This is a genomic window from Candidatus Paceibacterota bacterium, from assembly GCA_035583355.1.
Lineage (GTDB): Bacteria > Patescibacteriota > Minisyncoccia > Phycocordibacterales > UBA6899 > JAJZQJ01.
This window is the reverse complement of sequence record DATEZQ010000003.1, coordinates 187710-209528: the sequence shown is the minus strand read 5'-3', so window position 1 is coordinate 209528 and position 21819 is coordinate 187710. Positions and strand designations below refer to the sequence as shown.

At 48.8% G+C, this 21819-nt stretch carries 21 protein-coding genes and 1 riboswitch; of the genes, 5 read left to right on the top strand and 16 right to left on the bottom strand.

Annotated elements, in window-relative coordinates; genetic code table 11:
• Positions 1–134: 134 nt before the first annotated feature.
• The 4 genes from tuf to VJ579_02345 form a co-directional block, all read right to left on the bottom strand.
• Positions 135–1328 carry an elongation factor Tu gene (gene tuf, locus VJ579_02360; protein ID HXK37885.1) on the bottom strand — a complete coding sequence of 398 codons (1194 nt, stop codon included), beginning with the start codon at positions 1326–1328 and terminating at the stop codon, positions 135–137.
• A 325-nt stretch (positions 1329–1653) separates the two neighbouring features.
• On the bottom strand, positions 1654–2172 hold the full coding sequence (locus VJ579_02355; GenBank protein HXK37884.1) for a hypothetical protein: 519 nt from the start codon (positions 2170–2172) through the stop codon (positions 1654–1656).
• Positions 2173–2235: 63 nt separating this feature from the next.
• Positions 2236–3081: a hypothetical protein gene (locus tag VJ579_02350; protein ID HXK37883.1), complete on the bottom strand. Its 846-nt coding sequence runs from the start codon at positions 3079–3081 to the stop codon at positions 2236–2238.
• An 11-nt stretch (positions 3082–3092) separates the two neighbouring features.
• On the bottom strand, positions 3093–3425 hold the full coding sequence (locus VJ579_02345; protein ID HXK37882.1) for a hypothetical protein: 333 nt from the start codon (positions 3423–3425) through the stop codon (positions 3093–3095).
• A 173-nt stretch (positions 3426–3598) separates the two neighbouring features.
• Here VJ579_02345 and VJ579_02340 point away from each other — a divergent pair, with 173 nt between their 5' ends.
• Positions 3599–4588, top strand: a complete 990-nt coding sequence (locus tag VJ579_02340) for a FlgO family outer membrane protein (GenBank protein ID HXK37881.1) — start codon at positions 3599–3601, stop codon at positions 4586–4588.
• A 118-nt stretch (positions 4589–4706) separates the two neighbouring features.
• The gene (locus tag VJ579_02335; protein HXK37880.1) at positions 4707–5720 is read left to right on the top strand and encodes a FlgO family outer membrane protein; all 1014 of its coding nucleotides are present in this window, start codon (positions 4707–4709) and stop codon (positions 5718–5720) included.
• 30 nt (positions 5721–5750) lie between these two features.
• Here VJ579_02335 and VJ579_02330 read toward each other — a convergent pair whose 3' ends face one another.
• The 3 genes from VJ579_02330 to VJ579_02320 all read right to left on the bottom strand — a co-directional run bounded on the left by VJ579_02330 (position 5751) and on the right by VJ579_02320 (position 8403).
• Positions 5751–6773 (bottom strand): PHP domain-containing protein, encoded by a 1023-nt coding sequence (locus VJ579_02330; GenBank protein HXK37879.1) that lies wholly within the window; start codon positions 6771–6773, stop codon positions 5751–5753.
• A 61-nt stretch (positions 6774–6834) separates the two neighbouring features.
• A complete protein-coding gene (locus VJ579_02325) occupies positions 6835–7257 on the bottom strand; it encodes a hypothetical protein (protein ID HXK37878.1) in 423 nt (140 codons plus the stop codon).
• Between the two features lie 117 nt (positions 7258–7374).
• Entirely contained in the window at positions 7375–8403 is a 1029-nt protein-coding gene (locus VJ579_02320) for a hypothetical protein (GenBank protein HXK37877.1), read from the bottom strand.
• A 170-nt stretch (positions 8404–8573) separates the two neighbouring features.
• Positions 8574–8657, top strand: a riboswitch (cyclic di-GMP riboswitch).
• Positions 8658–8736: 79 nt separating this feature from the next.
• Here VJ579_02320 and VJ579_02315 point away from each other — a divergent pair.
• Positions 8737–9237, top strand: coding sequence for a hypothetical protein (locus VJ579_02315; GenBank protein HXK37876.1), 501 nt, complete (start codon positions 8737–8739; stop codon positions 9235–9237).
• Positions 9238–9347: 110 nt separating this feature from the next.
• On the top strand, positions 9348–9869 hold the full coding sequence (locus VJ579_02310; GenBank protein HXK37875.1) for a type II secretion system protein: 522 nt from the start codon (positions 9348–9350) through the stop codon (positions 9867–9869).
• Positions 9870–10349: 480 nt separating this feature from the next.
• Here VJ579_02310 and fusA read toward each other — a convergent pair whose 3' ends face one another.
• The 6 genes from fusA to VJ579_02280 all read right to left on the bottom strand — a co-directional run bounded on the left by fusA (position 10350) and on the right by VJ579_02280 (position 17433).
• Complete coding sequence (gene fusA, locus VJ579_02305) at positions 10350–12497, bottom strand: elongation factor G (GenBank protein HXK37874.1); 2148 nt, start codon at positions 12495–12497, stop codon at positions 10350–10352.
• A 166-nt stretch (positions 12498–12663) separates the two neighbouring features.
• Positions 12664–13449 (bottom strand): hypothetical protein, encoded by a 786-nt coding sequence (locus VJ579_02300; GenBank protein HXK37873.1) that lies wholly within the window; start codon positions 13447–13449, stop codon positions 12664–12666.
• Between the two features lie 124 nt (positions 13450–13573).
• Positions 13574–13945, bottom strand: coding sequence for a hypothetical protein (locus tag VJ579_02295; protein ID HXK37872.1), 372 nt, complete (start codon positions 13943–13945; stop codon positions 13574–13576).
• An 87-nt stretch (positions 13946–14032) separates the two neighbouring features.
• On the bottom strand, positions 14033–15064 hold the full coding sequence (locus tag VJ579_02290; protein ID HXK37871.1) for a hypothetical protein: 1032 nt from the start codon (positions 15062–15064) through the stop codon (positions 14033–14035).
• Positions 15065–15333: 269 nt separating this feature from the next.
• Entirely contained in the window at positions 15334–15795 is a 462-nt protein-coding gene (locus VJ579_02285; GenBank protein ID HXK37870.1) for a response regulator, read from the bottom strand.
• A 39-nt stretch (positions 15796–15834) separates the two neighbouring features.
• On the bottom strand, positions 15835–17433 hold the full coding sequence (locus tag VJ579_02280) for a prepilin-type N-terminal cleavage/methylation domain-containing protein (GenBank protein HXK37869.1): 1599 nt from the start codon (positions 17431–17433) through the stop codon (positions 15835–15837).
• Positions 17434–17600: 167 nt separating this feature from the next.
• Between VJ579_02280 and VJ579_02275 the strand changes: the two genes are divergently transcribed.
• Entirely contained in the window at positions 17601–17729 is a 129-nt protein-coding gene (locus tag VJ579_02275) for a hypothetical protein (protein ID HXK37868.1), read from the top strand.
• A 13-nt stretch (positions 17730–17742) separates the two neighbouring features.
• Here VJ579_02275 and rpsG read toward each other — a convergent pair whose 3' ends face one another.
• From rpsG to VJ579_02260, 3 genes are all read right to left on the bottom strand, one after another.
• Positions 17743–18213 (bottom strand): 30S ribosomal protein S7, encoded by a 471-nt coding sequence (gene rpsG / locus VJ579_02270; protein HXK37867.1) that lies wholly within the window; start codon positions 18211–18213, stop codon positions 17743–17745.
• A gap of 30 nt (positions 18214–18243) precedes the next feature.
• Entirely contained in the window at positions 18244–18660 is a 417-nt protein-coding gene (gene rpsL, locus VJ579_02265; protein HXK37866.1) for a 30S ribosomal protein S12, read from the bottom strand.
• A gap of 189 nt (positions 18661–18849) precedes the next feature.
• On the bottom strand, positions 18850–21729 hold the full coding sequence (locus VJ579_02260; protein ID HXK37865.1) for a glycosyl hydrolase family 18 protein: 2880 nt from the start codon (positions 21727–21729) through the stop codon (positions 18850–18852).
• Positions 21730–21819 lie beyond the last annotated feature (90 nt).

The following is a 21819-nucleotide window of genomic DNA, read 5'->3' as shown; positions in this document are numbered from 1 at the left end:
GTTTTTCATAAACAAGAGATTTTTGTTCAAGGTTGCGGTGGTGGAGCCGTGCGAACTCTAGCGAGATGTACATTGAGTACATCGAGCGAGTCGCGCGGCGAACCACTGCAAGATTGAGCAAAAAGACTTGTTTATTACTTAACGATCTTTGTTACGACACCAGCACCGACTGTACGACCACCCTCGCGGATAGCGAAACGTGTCTGGTCCTCGAGTGCAACTGGAGCGATCAACTTTACCTTGAAGGTAACAGTATCGCCTGGCATAACCATCTCAACACCCTCCTTGAGTGTAACCTCACCAGTCACGTCCGTTGTACGGATGTAGAACTGTGGCTTGTAGCCTGAGAAGAATGGTGTGTGGCGTCCACCCTCGTCCTTGCTGAGGATATACACCTCTGCCTCGAACTCTGAGTGTGGAGTTACTGAGCCGAGTGCTGCAAGCACCTGACCACGAGTAACGTCCTCCTTCTTGATACCGCGGATGAGAATACCTGCATTGTCGCCGGCCATACCCTCCTGGAGTGACTTGTTGAACATTTCAATACCAGTCACTGTTGTCTTTACAGTATCCTTGAGACCAACGATCTCAATGTCCTGTCCAACCTTGATGATACCGCGCTCGATCTTTCCGGTCACAACCGTACCACGACCTTCAATTGAGAAGATGTCCTCAACTGGCATAAGGAATGGCTTTGCTGTATCACGCTGTGGAACTGGGATGTAGGTATCGAGAGCATCAGTGAGCTCAAGAATCTTCTTTGCCCACTCGTCATCAACTGATGTAGCCTCGAGTCCCTTGAGACCTGAACCACGGATAACTGGACAATTGCGATCGAAGCCCTGCTTCTCGAGAAGATCACGGATCTCCTCCTCAACGAGGTCAACGAGATCAGCGTCATCAACCATGTCTACCTTGTTCAAGAAGACGATGATGCGAGGTACGCCGACCTGCTTTGCAAGAAGGATGTGCTCACGTGTCTGTGGCATAGGACCATCGGTTGCTGCAACGACGATGATTGCACCGTCCATTTGTGCTGCTCCGGTGATCATGTTCTTGATGTAGTCTGCGTGGCCCGGTGCGTCGATGTGTGCGTAGTGGCGGGTCTTTGTAGAATACTCATTGTGTGAGAGGGCGATAGTAATACCGCGCTCCTTCTCCTCTGGTGCTGAGTCGATTTCGTTAACTCCCTTCATCTTCACCTCACAACCTGCCATGTGGAGCACGTGGAGGATCGCTGCGGTAAGAGTGGTCTTGCCGTGGTCGACGTGACCGATGGTGCCCACGTTAACGTGTGGCTTTGAACGATCAAATGCTTCTGCTGCCATAAAATTAATTCGTATGACTTATATTATTAATTGCACATAAATTTATCTCTCGATAAAAATTTTGCAAAGTTTAAGAGGTAGTAGGCGAAGGGCCTACTACTTTATTTAATCCCACGTGCTACTGTACGTTTTCCTCCTAGCGATTTAACTGTTGTATGTTTGGTTTTCCTCTTGCGGAGGACAGCCAAATCGCGTAAAAACAGACACTGCAACGTTGAATGGGAGTATACCAGAGCATGAGCAATAGTCAAGGCACTGCGTGGATATCGTGGGGACAATATACTGAAAGCAACATTGGCTCATTTCACAATATCTCAGATATCTGTCAAGAATCCTTGAACTGCAACATTTTATCTTTCCTTCTCATCCACGCCCAATAACCATAGGCAGCAAACAGGAGGAGGACATTAGGGATAAATATGAGTGGTTGTCCCCAAGATTGGCCATCAAAATGGTAATCCGAGAGCGGCCATAGAAATGGCGTTGGGAAAAAGTCGATACTATGGGTGAAAATGTCGAGAAAAATGTGAAAAAACCAAGCAAACAAGGGAATATATGGCTTTTTTCGAAAAATCCACACCGCAATGAAAGCGAGTGTAAATATAACCAAACTATGCCCTATCGAGTACAGCGTAAATACATACGATGGAAAATACGCCATATTCCTGTGAAACTCTTCAGGTAAGCCATTTCCTGACAATGCAGTGATGATTCTTGTGATTGAGGGAATGCCGAAAGCAAGGAGATCAGGAGACATACCAAGCATAAATGCTGCCCAAAAATCGCTCCTATTCTTGCGACCAAAACCTACCCCTCCCCAAAGTGCGTGTGAAAGAATATCCATATAGTAAAGTATAGCACAAGCAAGAACATATAAAAAAGGCGCACTCATGGTGCGCCTTTGGTGCTACTTGTCCCCTTCAAGGTCGTTGATGGTCTTATCGAGTTTTCTCTTGAGCTCATCATGAGCTCGCTGCTCCTCTTCTTTCGCGCGACGGATTTTGTCCCTGCGTTCATCCTCCTCGCGCTGGACTGCTGCGGCTGCTTCAGCAGCTTCATACTGCCTTCGCTTTTCCTCACGAATGATGTTCGCCTTGCGCTCCTCGATCGTGACGATGGCATCGATAGTTCTTTTTACTTCTTTCGATCCCGTCCCGATGACATTGTCGATGTCCTGGATCGCCGAAATGGGAATTCCCAGGTTGTACTTCGTTTCCACGGGAATGATCGCCCAAATTGCGCGAACACAGATGTAGGCTGCGTACACCGCAACTACCGCAAACGCGAACTTACTCGCCTTTGCACCGACGAAAGCGGTCGCGACGCCGAGCAGCATGGTCATTGCCATGATGGCAAAGAAGGAGCTCGGGCTTTCCGCGAACGACGTCGTGGCGAGGAGTCCCGCAAGGGCGAAAAAGGCATAGAGGAGGCCGATGATGAAGTAGAGCAAACGAGCAGGACCCGTAAGCGCACCCTTCATGATGCCTTCTCGATTGATCCCTCCTGCGACGGCACCGACGAGAATACTCGTCACAATCGTCGCCGGATTGAATCCGATGAAGAAAATCATGATGCCACCAAGGAAGAAGAACACGTAGTTCAGCTCCTTCAGGCCAAAGATGTTGAGTAGCCACATGACGAACGTCAGTCCGAGCATGAAGATACTCGCGAGGAACATGGTCTTGAGTATGTTGCTCACCGCATTCCCTGCGCTTGTGGCGAGGCCACGGAGAAAAGTCAGAATCGCATTCATGGAAACTCCTTTCACTTTTTGGAGAAGAAGTTGAGTGAGGTCAGCTTGCGGAACCAGTCCGTCTGCGCAGCACGCTGTGCCGCGTCAGCCCAACTTGTCAGTTCATCAAGCGCAGCATGTGCCGCTTCTTTCACCTTACTGTCGGGAGGGGGCTGATTGATTCCGCCGATATTGCAGTCGCTCATATCAATGACCTCAGCGTCAATGACCCTTGCGCCGCGCGCATCATTTCTTGCTTGCTGGCCCTGCATGCGCTTGCGCACGCGATAGAAGAAAAAGAGAAGCGCACCAATGAGCGCTGCCCAGAGGCCATATTTCATCGCTTTCTTCGTAGAGTCTTTCATGATTGGCTCCCTTTGCAAAAAGTATGAATGTACAGCTGGGCTAACCATACATGTAACAATGATGTATGTCAATTACTAGATTTTGCTCTCAATTGAAGAAATTTCTCATTACTTGACTGACAGAAACAATAGTTGCATACTGCATGTAGCTCGTACATTGCAATGGAGATTCTATGTTGATCACTACCTGTACGCGATTGCTTCTTACGTTTTTGCTGCTGACTCTCGCCAACACCTCCCTCGCCAACACGCCCAGTAATTTTGATATGCAGATGGCGGCCCTTGCAGGCAAGCTCGCGGATGGAACTTACCGCTCAAAGGAAATGCATGTTGCGGTCGTTGGGTTCACCAACCTGGCTGGCAAAGAGACTGAACTCGGGAACACACTTTCCGAAGAAATGACAACGAGGCTTTTCCAGACAGGTAAGTTCAATATCGTTGAACGCACGCTGATTGTAAAGGTGCTCAAAGAGCAAAAACTTGAACTCACTGGCCCAATCGATACAGACTCCATAAAAAGCCTCGGGCGTCTGCTCAAAGTTGAGGCAATCATCACTGGACGATTCGTGAATCGACCGAACGACGTTCGCGTATTCGCTCGCCTTGTCGACACAATGACGGGAGAGATACGTAGTCTTGCCGCAGTAACGCTCGAGAAAGATGCGCTCGTCCTCGGACTCCTTGGCGAGCATGCTCCACTCAGATCTTACCGTGCGCTTCCCCCAGCCTCGACCGCTGCGCACCTCACCACACACTTTCCCGAATTCACTGTCGAGCACAAGAACTTCACATTCGTAATCACGCGTTCGTACAAAGATGAACTCGGGGCGGCAGTATTTGAAATCATGGTGACGAATAATGGGCCAACCACAACCGAACTGACCTTCGGAAAAAGTGGCTGGCTCGGAGATGATGGACTTCTCCAAACCAACTGGGGAACCACGTACGGGCATCCAAGAATTGGCATCGCTGGATCATCACGATCGCTTGCAAACAACGTTTCGCACGTCTTCCCTGCGCATTCAAGCATCACTATCGTCGTACAATTCCGCGACGCGGGCAAGAATGTCTATTTGTGTAGTTCACTCGCACTTCCGGTCACCGGACTCGAAGACGCGGGCAGGCAAAGATACATCACCTTTACTGACCTGCCGAAAAAGTAATGCACACCGCCACAGCTTGTGGCGGTTTTTCTATATATGGGATAACTAACAAATACTTGACTATACACAGACAATATTGCATACTCAGCACAGAATACACTCCCCCAAAGGAGCTCCCATGAAGCCTTGGAATGTTCTTCTCTCTCTGTTTTTCTCTTTCATGCTCACTGTGTTTGGGCCCACGCTTCAAGCGCAGCCCGCGAGCGACCGTTTCGACGCAAGCATCACAAACCTCGCGTCAGACATCTCTAGCAAGAGCCGACAGACAGGCGTTATCAAAATCGCGATTCTCAGTCTTTCTGGTGGCGATAGCCAAACGAGTGCATTCGGAAAGATCCTTGCCGAAGAGCTCACCGTGAAACTCTTCGAGACACGGAAATTCCAAATCGTTGAGCGCGAATTGTTGGTGAAGATTCTCAAAGAGCAAAAGTTTGAGCTCTCCGGACCCGTCGATGGGGCAGCAATTCAGCGCCTCGGCAAGCTCCTCGCTATCGATGCGATCCTCACGGGTAGCATCACCGATACGAATGTTGGGCTCCGCATCAATGCAAGACTCATCAGCTCAACCTCAGGCGAAGTGCTCAGCGTTGCAAGTGCGACGATTCTGAAAGATGAATTCGTCTCTGATCTCTTGCGCATGTCGTTTCAGGAATTCGGGCCCGATCAGCACACGAGTGCAGCAGGGAGCACAACCGAAGTCATGGTGAAGCAGAATGGCTTCACCTTCGAAGTCAAGCGCTTCTATATATTGAGCGAGCGGCCCAATAGCATCTATGTCGACATCCTTGTAACAAATCTCGGAGCCGACAGTGAGCTCACGATCGGCGATCACCTGTTCAGCAAGTATGGTCGCGGAGCGACGCAGGTTACCTCGAAAGATGGCAACAAGTTTCGCATCTACGACATTTTCATCGGCCGACAGGCGATCACGCAGAAAAGCCTCATTAGCAGCTACAGGCACAGTGGGATTCGTCAAAAGTTTTCGAGCAAGCAATCGACGACGATCACACTTGACTTCAATGGCAAAGATGCGAGCAGGGAAATTCCCGTGAAGCTCGACCTCCTCACAAGTTCCTATGGAAGCGATCGAGGTGAGTTCCTTCTCCACCTCGGCATTCCGAAACCGAAATAAAAACTCGCCACCTTAGGGTGGCGATTTTCTTTATGATGTAATAGTGATTGATGAATTACGCACCTCCACCTGACCAGTAGCAATGATCTTTGCAGCCAATCCCTTACTCTCTCCAGAGAAAGATTTATCTGCAGCGTAACGCTCGAGGTCTTCAGTGGAATGCGCATCAGCTCCTCCCGAGATCTGCCTGCCATACAACGTACAGAGTGTACGTAGCGCAATCTTATCTTCTTCGAATGTCGCAGCTTCACTTGTATTCTTCATCCCCGCACCATAAACGACCTCTACTCCATCAACGCGATTCTCTCGAAGCAATGCGCGTACCGTCTCCATCGGCAGCTTCTTTCGCTCGTACGAGTAATGTGCGATGAATGACATACCTCCCGCATGACGAATGAGCGTCGTTGCTTCATCAATATCTGGGGTATAACGCGCCTCAACATATGCGGGTTTGAATGCATCAGGAGAAAGGCATACATCATATATATATTGCCGCGGGCCTATTGCAATCATACGGGCATATTTGTCACCGATACGCTTATCAGTGCGACCAGCAACTTCCATCTGAAGCATCAAGTGCTGGAGCACTGCGCCATTCTCCGGATGCGACTCGAGCGCAGCTGCAATATGGACACGACCTACAGACTCACCACCACTCTCCTTGAGGCAGTCTTGCTCAGAAATCATGAAACCTAAGTCACTCAACTTGCGTACGATTATTTGCATGCGCTCAATGCGTGCCTCCTGTGCCTTGCGTGCATGCTCACGAAGTGCTTCGTTGTGTGGATCAAGGAATAGTCCGACCACATGAATCGTACCTGTGTGACCGTAACACTCATCGGGGAGTGACGCGGTGATTTCCATCCCAATGATCCACTTCGTCTTCCGATCACGCACCGACTCAAGAAACTTTAGTGCATTATCATCAGGAAGTGCATCATGATCAGTATATGCAAGTACTCCAACTCCGAGCTGCTCTGCGAGGCTAAATAATTCTTTATGAGAAAGTCTGCCGTCGGACGCCGTCGTATGGTTATGTAAGGATTCGATCATATTAGTATTATACCAGAGGGGTAAAGCAACAAAAAAGCGCCGACCAGGTCGGCGCTTCACATCATTCACGAACGCTACGTTTTATGGCATTTCCCACGCGAGCAGTGATCGCGGAGTAACATGCTTGCACAACGACAGATGCACACCATGCGCTATCCGTTTCGGGATAAATGGACTTCCGCACCGCAGAGAGAAACTCTCGCACCCTCGCCTCATGAGTAGCACTATCCTCGTCCACACCTCTGACGGTGACACCATACCCATAGTCGCCCGAAGGTTGGAACATGATGACACCATACACGTTAAGCATAAACGTGTAGTGCGTATTCGGGAGGGCAATTTCAATACCGCCAAAGTCCTTTGCGATTTCTCGCATGAATTTGAAATCAGGACAAGAGAGGAAACGTTCAAGATAGCACGGAGCCCCACGAATACTTTCGAGATACGAAAGGACGTCGGGGGAAAGTGCGCTGGTATTGGACATACCGACCCCCTTTCTTTGAGCTTTACTGTTTTTAAACTACATAAAATATTGACACCTGTCAAGGAAATCAGTTATTGAAGATACTAACGAAAAGGGGCACCGAGGTGCCCCATCTTTCTATTTCAAACGACCATGCAACAGGAAGTAAGAGAAACACTCACTCCAGTATTCCACATCCGAAACATCTGGCCCGAATATGGCACCAAAGGAGAGGTGCACCTTCTTCACAGCGACAATCTTTGCACGCGTCTCACCTTGCTGCCTGAAAACGCAGAGGGACGCGAACTCAGGATTATAATGACGCTGCACCTGGAAGACATGCATCCCTTCCACGCGCGCATAGAGCAGCGCACTGTGATTTTCCTCGAGCAATATACGCTCTTGATCAGGCGTCTCCTCGGGGTAAGGGGCACAGAGAATCATTCCATGTAGGCCCAATTTCTTCTGCTCCACAAGACGTTCGATAAGCGCAAGCGTATCTTCGAAAAATGCAGCAGTACGACACTCCTCGTTCGTGAGCGGAGCATACGCAAGCGAATTATCGACCCTAAGTTTTCCCATGATCTTTTCGAGCGGAAAACCAAGACTAAGGAAGAATGGTGGCCGATCGTTCGCAAAACGCTTTTTGCGTTCCTTAAAACTACAGAACGACTTTGCTCCCAGAATTCCTGGCTTTGAAAGAAATATTCGATTCAGCATCTCTGCGACTTCTTGAACGTAAATAATGCCGGGGCTGAACTCTCCAAGATACTCCCCCGCAGAAACGCGCTCAAACATATTCATAATGAGTCGCACTGGATCATAAGAGAGTTTCCCCTTCCGATACGCAGCTTCAACTTCAGTACGAATCTGTTTTCGAAGTTCTTCTTTGCGTTGGCACTTGTATGTGTCCTCTATGATGCGAGTCAGGACTTTTTCGCCGCTCGGAAGCACCTGCAGTTCTTTGCGATAGCAGACATCACCAGGGCAAAGCAAGAGGTGAACTTTTTGATTGTATTTATTCCAAGCTTGCACGAGCACAACCGGACGATCGTCAATCAGTACTCTGCGCACAATTGACGCGTTCCTCAAACCATCAGCTCGCGCGAGTTTTTGGACGCTTTGCACAGAGAGCAAGACCTCGGGATACTTTTCACACACGCACATAGAATCTCCATATACTTTTCTGAAGTTACACTACAACAACCAAACAGAAATGCAACGAGAACAATATCGAATTTGTGCACCTGCCCTAGGACAACCCATATGACACTTACAATTATATTAGTCAAGTATAAAATGCTTGACTTAAAATGCAAACCATAATTCACTATACATACTTAGGTGGAAGCAATGAAACGCGGTTCTTATTTGGACGCCTGAACCGTGCGGAGCTACTGGCGTAACCGGTCACCCTTGTATCACGCATACACGTGCTACATCTCTCGACTCATCCTAAGCGATGGTTTTTCTTTATACAATTCATACTTCATTCGAATTATGCTACACCTCCATTCACGTATTCGCGTACAACGTCTTTTCGTGAGTTTTGTATTCATGGCAATATTCAGCGGTGCTCTTCCATCCCTTGCACTTGCGGCGCGAGATTATGCAAGCATCGACATGCAGCAACTTGATGACACCGGAGACATCATGCTGACGCATGTGCGCATATCAATCTCAACAGAAGATGCAGTAATCAATGCCGCCGAGCTTGTCCTCGCCTACGACAGTGATGCACTCAAAATAGATCACTTCGATGCAGCGAACTCTGACTTTCAGATGGCTGTACCGAACCAACAAGAACGAGGTGTCATTAACATCGTGCGAGGCACCACCAAAGGACTGAGCTTTGGCTCATATCAGTTCGTCGACATCTACTTCGCCCGCACCAACCCAAGGAGAGCCTACATCAACCTTCTCCCCGCCTCCCAAGTCACCGCACGTGACGGCCAAGGTACAAATGTCTTCGACGGCCGCCTCGGCAAGCTTCTCCTCTAGATTGACTCCCTACTCACACTCAACAACATTCGAACTACTGAGGAGTATAAGCAATTAAACTTACGAAATTGTCCGTATCTTCAAATATGTTTTTGACCTATAATACGTTGATGAAACATCAAAAAGGATTCACTCTCATTGAACTCTTGGTTGTGATTGCGATTATCGGACTTCTTTCGAGTGTCATCCTGGCTGCACTGAGCAGTGCACGCATGAAAGCGCGTGTCGCAAGACGCTACAGCGACTTCAAGCAGCTCAACACGGCACTCGAACTCTACAAAGACAAATACAATACCTACCCAAACACATCCAATATGTGGCTTAGTGTTTGCAAAAATCCCGGTGATGGCCCTTGGGGACTCGACCGCTCGGGAAGCAATGGGTTCATCCCCGACCTTGCACCCGAATTCATCCCCATACTGCCAATCGACCCCAGTGGCTGTGCGGGAGTAGGCGTAACGGAAGGCTATCACTATGCTTCAAATGGTGCGGGGTATAAACTACAAACGGGATATTTGTCCGACACCATGTCGCTCTGTCTCCCAAACGGAGACTTCGCAGACCCCACCGTCATCAGTAGCCCTGGCGCTTACAAGTGCGCAATCTATACCCAAGATTTTTCTGGCCGCTAGACCTCCCCAAAAACGCCGTGGGGCGTTTTTACTTATAACAAACAATGAAACCGCGAGGAATATTGCTCCTCGGAAACCCACGGTTCAGGGCGCTCGAAGACTCACTGCCTTCCTCCACGGGAAAACTGCTGTTTTCCCGGCCCCTTTCCATTTTATCGAGTACAATAAAATAGCAAGGTCATAGCGCTTCAGCAAATCTTGAAAAATAAAAACGCCGAGGGGCGTTTTTATTTGAACGATAAATTTCAGATTTGGGATGAGATTGCCCTCGCTGGAGGCGTGCGAACTCTAGCGAGCCGTACATGGAGTACGGTGAGCGAGTCGCATGCCGAAGCGTGAGGGCAAGGTCGCCAAAATATGAAGATTTACCCGAAAGAGCAAAAACCACCATGCATTGATGGTGGTTTTTGCTTGAGTTGATATGGCTCGCGGAGGCGAGACATCTACGGGCAAGAACGCCTGGTCCCCGAAGGGGCGTTCTTACTTTGCGCGTGATGCAACAATATCCTTTTCGATGTTGGCAGGCACCGGAGCATACTCCTGGAATGTCATGGTGAACGTACCACGACCCTGTGTCATTGAGCGCAATGTTGTTGCGTATCCAAACATTTCTGAAAGTGGAACGAGTGCAGTAAGCACCTTGTTCATACCTCGCTCACCCATTGAGCTAATCTGTCCACGACGTGATGAAAGGTTACCCGAAACATCACCCATGAACTCATCAGGGAAGATTGCTTCCACTGACATCATTGGCTCAAGGATCACTGGACGTGACTTGCGAGCAGCCTCGCGAACAGCCATCGATGCAGCAATCTTGAAGGCGATTTCTGATGAGTCGACATCATGGTATGAACCATCGAAGAGCTCGATTGAAACGTTGACGAGGCGGAAACCTGCGACGACACCGCGATCGAGACCCTCGCGCACACCCTTAAGAATTGCGGGGATGAATTCCTGAGGAATTGCACCGCCCTTAATGTTGTTGATGAACTCGAAGTCTGCTTCGCGTGTGACGTTCTTTGGAACGGTTGCACCCTCTGCGAGTGGCTCCATAGGCTTGATACGGATCACTACGTGACCGTACTGTCCCTTACCACCTGACTGCTTCAAGTACTTCTCATTCTGCTCAGCAGAACCCTGAATGGTCTCACGGAATGCCACCTGTGGCTTGCCGGTTGTACACTCCACGTTGAACTCACGCTTCATACGATCGACGATGATGTCGAGGTGAAGCTCTCCCATTCCCCAGATGATTGTCTCACCTGTCTCCTCATCGGTAGTAACACGGAATGTAGGATCTTCCGCAACAAGGCGTGAGAGCGCAACACCCATCTTCTCCTGATCTGCCTTTGTCTTTGGCTCGATACGCATCGAGATGACTGGCTCAGGGATAACGATACGCTCAAGGATGATTGGCTTATCCTCATCACAAAGTGTATCTGAGGTGAAGGTGTCCTTGAGACCGACCGCAGCTGCGATCTCTCCCGCGTACACAGTCTTCACTTCCTCACGGTCGTTTGCATGCATACGCACGATACGACTGATACGCTCTTTCTTTCCCTTCGTTGCATTGTAGACGTATGAACCTGCCTCAAGCTTTCCTGAGTACACACGGAAGAAGGTGAGCTGACCCACGAATGGATCTGCAGCAACCTTGAATGCGAGTGCGGCGAATGGCTCATCGTTCGATGCAAGACGAGTGATGTCCTGATCAGTGTTTGGATCAATACCCTTTGTAGGTGGGATATCAAGTGGGCTTGGAAGGAAATCGACGACTGCGTCGAGCACGAGCTGTACACCCTTATTCTTGAGAGCAGTACCAGTGTACACTGGGATAATCTTGTTCGCGATAACTGCCTTACGCATCACCCTCTTGAACTCCTCCATCGTTGGCTCAACACCCTCGAGATACTTCTCCATGAGTGCCTCATCCTGGGCAACAACTGCCTCAATGAGCTCACCACGGTACTTCTCGACATCATCCTTGTACTCTGCAGGAACTTCGTGCTTCACGAGTGTATTTCCCATGTTTCCCTCGAACGTGTAGTAAACGCGCTCAAAGAGATCGATGACACCAGAAACATTCTCCTCCTCGCCAACAGGAATCTGCATGCGCACTGCATTCTTCGTGAGGCGATTCAAGATACTCTGGTATGAACGCTCAAATGATGCACCCATACGATCGAGTTTGTTGATGAAACAGATACGTGGCACCTTTCCATCGTCAGCATAACGCCAGTTGGTCTCTGACTGTGGCTCGACACCAGCAACGCCGTCGAAGACGACAACTGCACCGTCCAAGACGCGAAGAGAACGCTTCACCTCGATGGTGAAGTCGATGTGTCCAGGAGTGTCGATGAGATTGAAGCGGAACTTCTTCTCAGCATCCTTCTTGTCTGCGTAGGTTGGAGTCCAAAACGCAGTGGTCGCAGCAGAGGTAATCGTAATACCGCGCTCACGCTCCTGCTCCATCCAGTCCATGACCGTTGCTCCCTCGTGCACCTCACCAATCTTGTGAGACTCACCAGTATAAAAGAGCACACGCTCTGACGTTGTCGTCTTGCCTGCGTCGATGTGCGCAATGATTCCGAAGTTTCGAGTTTTCTCGAGCGGATACGATTGATCCATAAAAATTATCTTAACAATTAATGCTGCGACGATGTCGCAAAGTTCGGGAGCCCAAAAAACTCCAAAACTCGTGAGTAATGGGCCAACTATAGCGCAAATACGCAAAAAATCAAGAGTCTACCCCTTCGTATACAAAAAAGCACCAAGGATCGACCTTGGTGCTCTCTCATGCCTTCCACGTAAGCAAGAGCAGGAGATTATCCCGAAATTCGTTATACAAAGGAGCAGGAGGGATAGAGCGAACGGCAATTTCAAGTAGCACACGTGCACGCTTCAGCAAAATTCCGTTGTTATTGCGCGTTTCGAATCCATCAATGCCCAAATATACACTCATCAGCTGCATGAGATAACCACGAGTGAGCATCAATTCGGCCTCGGGAGTAGCACTTCCGGGTGCCGGCCACTTCCCTGCATAGGGCTCCACATCAACAAGATAGATCCTTGGATGGGGGTCCCTTTCGAGCGTGCCATACATGAACTGGTGAATATTGAAGTCGCTCCAGAATGGACCGCCCGACTCCTTTGTATCCTTGAGGTAATTCAGGAATCGTATGAACACTCCTTCAACATCTCGCGCTAGTTTTTTACTTGCGGGAGCAATATCAGTCACGTTCTTTCCATTAACTCGCTCAATGACCGTAAGAAGACACGGGCGATGCTGCGCCGTACTCTCGGCTATGACGTAGGAAAAGAATGGGATTGCAATGCCATAAGTCCGCAGCCGCTCAAATGCCTGCTTTCCTACAAGAATCCTATCCTTGAACATGAGCGGACACCCCTGTGGTCCACCCGCATATGTCGACTCTCGGCGCACGAGAAGGTCATGTCGATGGGAAAAACATGCGTAAGCGAGCGTTTCCGCTTTTTCATTCTGGATTACTTGATGTGGCTTGAATGCTGGTGAGAGTGGACGTGAAGCATACGCACGCCCTCTTTCGCGCGCGTTATACATAAAGCTCTCCTTTCAGCGTACATTCTTCCAAGACTCTACCATACTGGGCATGGAGCACAATATTCATTTAGACAAGCAAGATGGGGCATGAAATAAAAAACACGCGACGAGTCGCGTGTATTGTTTATGAAAACATAATTGTCGTTGCACGAATGACATGGAGACGAGTGAGTCGTACTGCCCCCGGTGCCATAGGATACGCGAACATCGTGAAGAACGAGCGCTTCATACTCATCTCGGGAAACACTTCGCACACCATGAATGTGCCTCCGATGTACTTCCCTTGCACATCAAGCGCATAACCAATGGTAATCTTCTTTCCTTCGAGCTGCTCCTTTGCGGCAAGGTATTGCCGCATATTCGCCTGGTGATTCACGAGCGAAATGAGCGCAGGGTCATCACCCGCCGCCTTGAGGTCTTCCTCGTGCTTTGCGTCGAAGACCCAATGCGCAGAATAGGTTAGCGCAACACAATCATCTCCTGGGGTAAGCGACATAATGCCTCCTTGTTGTCTCTCTTTAATATAACATCGCTGACTTTTCCGTAAAGCAACAGAAAAACCCGTCCGGAGACGGGCTATATTTCAGTAGAGACCAGGCTTTTCTTCGGCGCCTTTGTAGATGCCGAGCCAGTCCTCCTCGATAAACCACTTGGGTACGTAAGCGCCTTCGAGTTTTCCCTCGGCGAGTAGTGTGCGATATGCCCACACGCAATGTTGCTCTGAACCTCGCACGCTCTGTCCAAAGTGCTTCTTCTGAGATGGCGACGGAATGCGCTTCTCGATGAGGCGATTATGAGCGCACTTGAGCGGGGCACTGAAGCCTCCACTCACTTCGACATACTCATCGGTCTTCCCAAGTGCTGCAAGAAGAAAACGTGATAGTTCGCGAACACCATCCTTAGTGCGGAGCAGGCCTTCGCGGACGGTGACCACGACACTCCTCCCTTTCGCACAGAAGGGGTGCGTGAGGTTCGACCAAGTGGAAGCGGCTCTATGCTTACCCATTTCCGCCCGCGACTCGAGAGGACTCTCGACTCTTACCACGGCATATCCATGCGTACGGTGGTCGGTATCACCATTGATCATGTGAATACCCTTCTTGCCATTCATGCACGGATGATATCCGGGAACGACATGAAGGTCATGTTCGTCCGAATTCGGAACTGACATGCACATCCAGAAATTGAATTCCTGCTTGCTGTGCAGATCGAATACAAGATGTACATGATCGCGATAGTTGAACCCATGTGGCACAACCTGCACAGAAAGGTACTGCTGCGAAACGCGCTTCATGACTGCCGCAAGCGCCTCAGTGAGGTGCTCATAGGCAACGCGCACCATCGCGATATCGCGACGCCGCAATTCATTGCGCACTTCATGCTGGGGCAGCGCGAGCACTGCGTCGAGTGGCATTGTCTTTTCACCCGCATCGACATTCGAAAGAAGATAGACGTGACAGAGGATCTGGTATTCAAGTATTCTCGAGATCTTTTGTGAGAGCTCGACTTGATAGATCTTGTTGAGGCAGTAACGAATGACCGCCACCACGGTTCCATCCAGCGAAATGGTGATTTCATCTTCACCGGATTTGAAAGTGAGTTGCTTCGTCGCCATATTCCCTCCAAGGAACAAAAAAGCGCTAACGCAACCCTACTATGTGCAAGGGGTAACGTCAACGCTCAATAGATATGAATGTTAAAATGGCAAAACGAGTGCAGGAACTGTAGCCGCAATTGCATGGGTTGCACCCAGGAGACAGCCTAGCAATGTTGTAACGAAAATGTGCGTCGGGTTGGTCATGAATTTTGAGTATAACATCCAAAATTATATTTCGCTGTGGAAAACTTGAATATAAAAAGAACCCAACGCGGGTTCTTTTTTGTCTACTGTTTTCCAAGCAAGTTCGCAGTGAATTCCTTCGCAGGACCTGGAATTTCCTTCCCAATCTTATGCAAACAAGTCTCAAGTGCTGACCAGATGTGCGTCTTAAATTCTGCTTTCGGTACATAAAGAGCCCCAATCTCATTGATTACCTTTTCCGCTTCGAGCGAAAGGTCGTCATTAGTGAGCAAGATGCAAGGCAAATCCATTGTCTCCTTCTCGTGGTGAAGCGTGGAGATTAATGTAAGTCCTTCAATGACCGGCATACGATTGTCGGTCAAGAGTACGTCAGGATGCAAACGCCTCGCCATTTCACGAGCCTCATTGCCGTCGCGCGCGTGAATGACCTCATACCCCGCCTCGACAAGATATGAACTAAACAGGCGCAAGGTCATCTCATCATCATCAGCAAGCAATATATGTATCTTCTCTGCTGGAACAATAGGTGTAATTGGATTACTCATATATAAAGTATAGCATAACGTGTGCTCGTACTACGCTCATCACCACGGAGGAGTGAGCGCTTGAGGAAGATTGTAGTTCGAGAAATTTCCGAGACCAAGCACCCCATTTCCACCGTATCCCCATGAATAAAGAGTATCACCAACTTTCTGCGCAATAACGCTTGCATACAAATTGTCATAGACGAACTTCCAGTCACTTGCACTACCAACCTGTGTCGGCACGGTGCGTGTTACCGCATCTCCAAGACCGAGCTGACTTGACCCCTGTACTCCCCACGCCCAAAGCGTTCCATTAGATTTTACTCCGTGCTGAAAACCATTACCGACCGATATATCATTCCATGTGTCCGTGCCAAGCTGTGTCAGCACGCTCCTGATTGCAGTATCGCCAAATCCAAGTCTTCCCGAAGTGTTGTCACCACAAGCCCACAACGTGCCATTATTCTTGATTGCCATGAGAATGCCATATCCCATACTTATTTTTTTCCAATCAGTATCACTACCCACACGCACTGGCACCGGTTGTGCAGTCGTATTATTGAGACCAAGTTGGCCATAAGCGTTATAACCCCAAGTCCACAACGAACCATCATTTTTGATTCCCGCAGAAGAGTAAAATCCAGCTGATATGGACTTCCAGTCATTCGCAGTACCTACCTGAGTAGGCAAGAGAATGTCTGATGTTGTAGCAAGACCAAGAGAGTTGAACTGTCCATACCCCCATGCCCAAAGTGTTCCATCGGTTTTTATTCCAAGTGTATAGTACTGACCACCAACAATGCTCGACCAAGTATCTGCACCGACTTTCGTAAACACATTGCGCTGTGTCACGTCGCCGAAGCCAAGTTGCCCGTGATTATTGTACCCAGTTGCATATAGCTCTCCATTATTTTTAATCGCAAATGAATCAAACATCGTTGCACTAATATCCTTCCAATCGGTAGAAGACCCCATCTGCGTCGGAAATGATTTTGTACCTGCGCGATTAAACCCAAGCGTTCCATTATCATCATTGCCCCACAAATAGAGTGATCCTCCGACCAGCGCCATTGCGTGTGAGTATCCAATTGAAATTTTTGGTGATGGAGCACCTCCTCCACCCCCTCCCGCAATTCCGCCACCAAATGCACCAACTCCACTACCGCCTGCGACATAATTAAAACCGAGGCTCACTGCAGTTGCACCATCACAACCCGAAGAGAGCGCTGCAGCATCTTGCTTCAATGCGTCCTGTTCAACCTTGAGATACAAGGTGTATGCAAGCGTTGTCGTACAGCGACCGATGAAATAGTTCTGATCACCATAGAGTGGGTCGGAAAGTTTTGAGGACGAATATGTCCCCGAAGACTTCAAAGCAGAAACGATCGAGGTTGTGTAATCAATACCACCGACATATGAGGCATAACCCGATCCGGTTCCTTGATACCCCGCGCCTGCGACTGCATAGGTACCATTGGTCATTTCATATTGTTCGAGCGCGAGCGAGAGCTGTCGTGCGTTTGCGATGCGACTCGCATCACGCGCCTTCACGCGTGCAGTCGTCAAAGCAGAGAACACAACACTTGAAAGCAGTGCGATGATCGCAATAACAACAAGGAGCTCAATGAGCGTGAAGCCGAGACTGATCCGAGAATTCATTAGTGGAATTATAGCATGTAGACTTCACTGAAACTTATGTGATTTTTTTACTGAGACGCAAGGTCTATATTATGAAACCGCCCAGATTTCGAAGCCACACAACCAACAACATGAAACACTGAGTATTTTTCGCGTCAGCGTCTAGCTTTGGAGCTTGAAGCGGTACAATGGTACCGCGAAAGCGAAAAGCAGACGATCACGCGAAAAAGACCAGTGCCGTAAATATGGTCACGACGAAGATGGGCGGAGCAAATAAGGCGTTCGCGCTCTTGGTAATAAAAATGAACCCCGAGTAGGGGTTCATTTTTATTACCAAGCAAAGTGCGCGAACGCCTTATTTGCTTCGGCCATCTTGTGCACGTTGTCGCGCTTCTTAATAGCCTCACCTTCATTCTTTGATGCTGCGATGATCTCATCTGCAAGCTTGGTTGCCATTTTGACACCCTTCTTTGCACGAGCTGCACCGATGATCCAACGGAGAGCGAGGAAACGGCGACGCTCGTCACGAACCTCACGTGGAACCTGGTAGTTTGCACCACCGACACGACGTGAACGGATTTCGATCAAAGGACCTGCGTTCTGGATAGCTGCCTTGAGGACTTCAGATGGATTCTCCACCTTTGTCTTCTTTGCAATCTCATCCATACAGTCATAAACGACTGCCTCTGCGATTGTCTTCTTACCATCCCACATGACGTAGTTTACGAGCTGTGAGATATCAAGTGAGTTGTACTTGAAGTCCGCCTGGCGGATATTACGATTCTTTACTGGTCGACGCATAATATTATTTTCTTAGGAATGGACCAATAATTACTTAGCTGCCTTAGGGCGCTTAGCACCGTAAAGTGAGCGACCCTGCTTACGCTTCTCGACACCTGCTGCATCGAGACGACCGCGAACGATCGTATAGCGAAGACCGAGGTCCTTCACGCGACCACCGCGAACGACGACGACTGAGTGCTCCTGGAGCTTATGTCCCATACCTGGGATATAGGCAGTGATTTCCATACCGTTGGTAAGGCGAACACGTGCGATCTTTCGGATAGCAGAGTTAGGCTTACGTGGGGTCTTTGTAGAAACCTTTGTACATACACCACGCTTGAAAGGTGATGCGTAGACATTTGGACGGTTCTGGATTGCATTGAATCCACGACCGAGTGCCACTGTCTTTGACTTGCGCACAGGCGCCTTGCGGGCCTTACGCTTCAATTGGTTGAGTGTTGGCATGAGCCAGATTATTGAATTAATTGAAGTAATTTATTCAGTAGCAGGATTTCCCCACTACTTACACCTTCTTTCTTCACCTGTGCATCCACATAGTAATGCGGTGCAGTAAATCGATCAGGTCCTGGAACTATACTATATTTTGGCATTTTTGCAAGGTATCAAGAAAACCACCCCAGTGGGTGGTTCCGATCAGAATTTGCTAAGGCGCTCCCTTGTTTCCTTGCCGACAACACCAGTGACTTCCAATCCTTCGGCTTTCTGGAATAACTTAACCCCTGCTTCTGTTGCGGCTCCGTAATTTCCATTGATATCGATGTGTTCAGGAATATTCCCAAGACATGCGAGGAATGTCTGCAGCGCAAAGACATCAGCACCTCGACTATTTGCGGCAAGGTTTCGATCTGGCTTTCTTGAAAGCCTACATGTCTTCTTTTCAGATTGAGCTGCAACCACGCTAAGCACTTTATCCTGAAGTGTCCCATCATCTCCCATAATATCCGCAAGAAGTACTCCCCCAAAACCATCTTGCCATGCATATTGCATTTTCTTTTCAATCATCTCAGGCGCGTCATACGAAATAAATCGATCTCCGTCGTAAAGATACACTGCTCCACGCAGCGCATCCTCATAAAATTGATATTGCCCTTTCCCAAGAACATGCGTTGCAATTGTTCGGTAATCGATAAGCGTTGCGCTACTTGTCGCATTCGTTGGAGTTCCAAATCCGGGGAGTAGTGGATTCGAGCCAGGTTCTACTCCGCTCCACATCCTTCCGTAATAGGGAATTCCAATCAATATCTTCTTTGCAGGCACCCCTGCCTTGCGTGCGAGTGTCACCACAGATGCAACACTAAGTACATCGGTACCAATATTCGTCGCGAAGAGCTGCGCCCCATGGCCCGTTTCCTTTTCCCATGGTCCGTGGAGATCATAAGTAGCAAGATGCACACCATCAACAAGCGAGGCAACCTCGCCGAGACCAGCTGCATTAATATTATCCGCACCTGCACCAACCCCGAGATAGAGTTTTCGCACCACCCCATCATCTTCATATAATCTATTTTCCATATCACGAAGCGCAATCATGATTTGTCTCATCGTCTCCCTGTCTCCTCCAGGATTTATCAAATCATTACCGGGTAGATTACTTGGGTACATCCAGTTGATATCTACGCCCCTGATCTCAGGGTGCTGTGCAAGCAAAGTATGCACTTCGGTGACAAATCTATTGCGCTTCTTTGTGTCACTTAATTTCGCGAAATGAGCAGATCCATCCCATCCACCAATACTCATTATGATATTCAATTTCGGATAACGCTCATGTATAAGTGCGAATTGATGGAGTAGTCCTCGCGCACAGTCCTCGCGATAGCAGTCTCCTGCAAAGACTTCATTGTTCATAAGTCTCTCATCATGCAGCAAGAGCTCACCTTCTTGCCCAGGAGATGCGATTTCAAAAAATAGCGTATTGAGCTTTGTAAGTGGGAGCTGCTCGGGTTGAGTATCTCCATCGTATGCCCTCCAGTAGGGATATGTCCCCACGATTGTTGCACTAAGTTGCGTGCGCATGTCTGGCATACTACTTTTTGCATGCAAACCTTCTCCCGGGCCGATTCGATCCATCATGACATTCAATAAATGTGCCGCAGCAGCAAAACTTTCTTGCAACATTGGATGTGTTGTTGTGGCGACCCCGCGCGAGGTAGAGCTGCAGAGACTAAAACTCATAGGATTCTGCAAAAAATATTTATTTTCTCTAAAGTCGAGCGTACAGTATCCGCCATCTCGCCCCGGTTCCCAGTATTGTGGTAGAAATGCAGACCCCCCAATCCCAAACGCCGACTGTTCTTCACAGAGATCAGTGTACTCGTCACGAACATTAAATACGCTAAGGAATCCCTTATATAATGTGCGCAATACATACCCTTGTGGTAATACATCTCCACCGTGACAGCTCCTGCCGTGCGTAGCAATATTTATCGCTGCTCCAAAACCAGGAGCAATGTTCCTCGTCTTATCAATAGCATTCGGTTGCCATATACCAAGAAGCGCGCTATGCGGATCGGGTTCAGGACTCTGCGGTGTCATATACCACCAAAAAAGCGCGAGCAATGCATCGTCGGGATGCTCTTTGATACGCCCTTCTAGGGTTTCCTCCTTGCCAGGAATTATTTGCATGAATCTTGATGCATCGTTCCCAAGAAATGAAACTGCCCCTCTTGGATATTGCATGCCTGACCTACTACTGGAAGTATCCGAACCTGTGTAATACGTAATAAAGGCAATGATTGCAGAAAGTTCACGAGCACAAGCAGTATCAAGTGATTCTCGACCATTTGACTCATTGCAAAATGCGGGAAATTTCTGTGCTGCCTCAAAAAACGCTGAGCGTGAAATCGTATTGGCCGGTGCAAAGAGCACACGCCGAACATCCGATGTAATCAGACGTCTTATTCGCTCAATATTTCGCTCTGCATGCATCTCTAGGCTAAGCTGTTGCTGATTACCGCTCGGCACAAGACCTCGCATGCGCACCATCTCAGCCTCCATGCGCGCAGCAGTACGATCGAGCTCTACATCTTTGAGTTCTTGCAACCGCTCTATCGACTGCTCATCCTCGGGTAATGCTGACTCGAGGATAGCTTCCCCCTTACGCACACTGACTGATACCATGTGACTTGTAGTGCAACCTGTACTCGTCGCTTCACCCGAACAGAGATTAACTCGATATGCGTACACTCCATCACCGGGTTTTTTCAGGTTAAACTCCGCTCGCTGCACAAAAGGCGTCCGCGCAAGCAACGATGTTGTTGCAATAACTTCATCGTTCTGTAAAAGTTCTGCACGGATACCATTGATTCCCCATGGCATATAAAATTCAAATATACTGTCAGCACCCGACATACTCCAATCAAGGAAAACCGGTCCTGGAGCGGTCTGATCGATTACTGCATTACTTGTTGTTGCCACACCAGAAAGCTCCACCGGCCTCGTGGAATTTTCTGCATGTGCAACGAAGGCAAGCATACTCAGGAGCACCAAAATAGCTGCGCTGTGATTCAACTGCATACTATATATTATATAGTATTGTCACACTGCACGCACGCCTCCCTCTATGGAACTGCCATCATCGATATTTCAAAGTAGATACACAAAAAT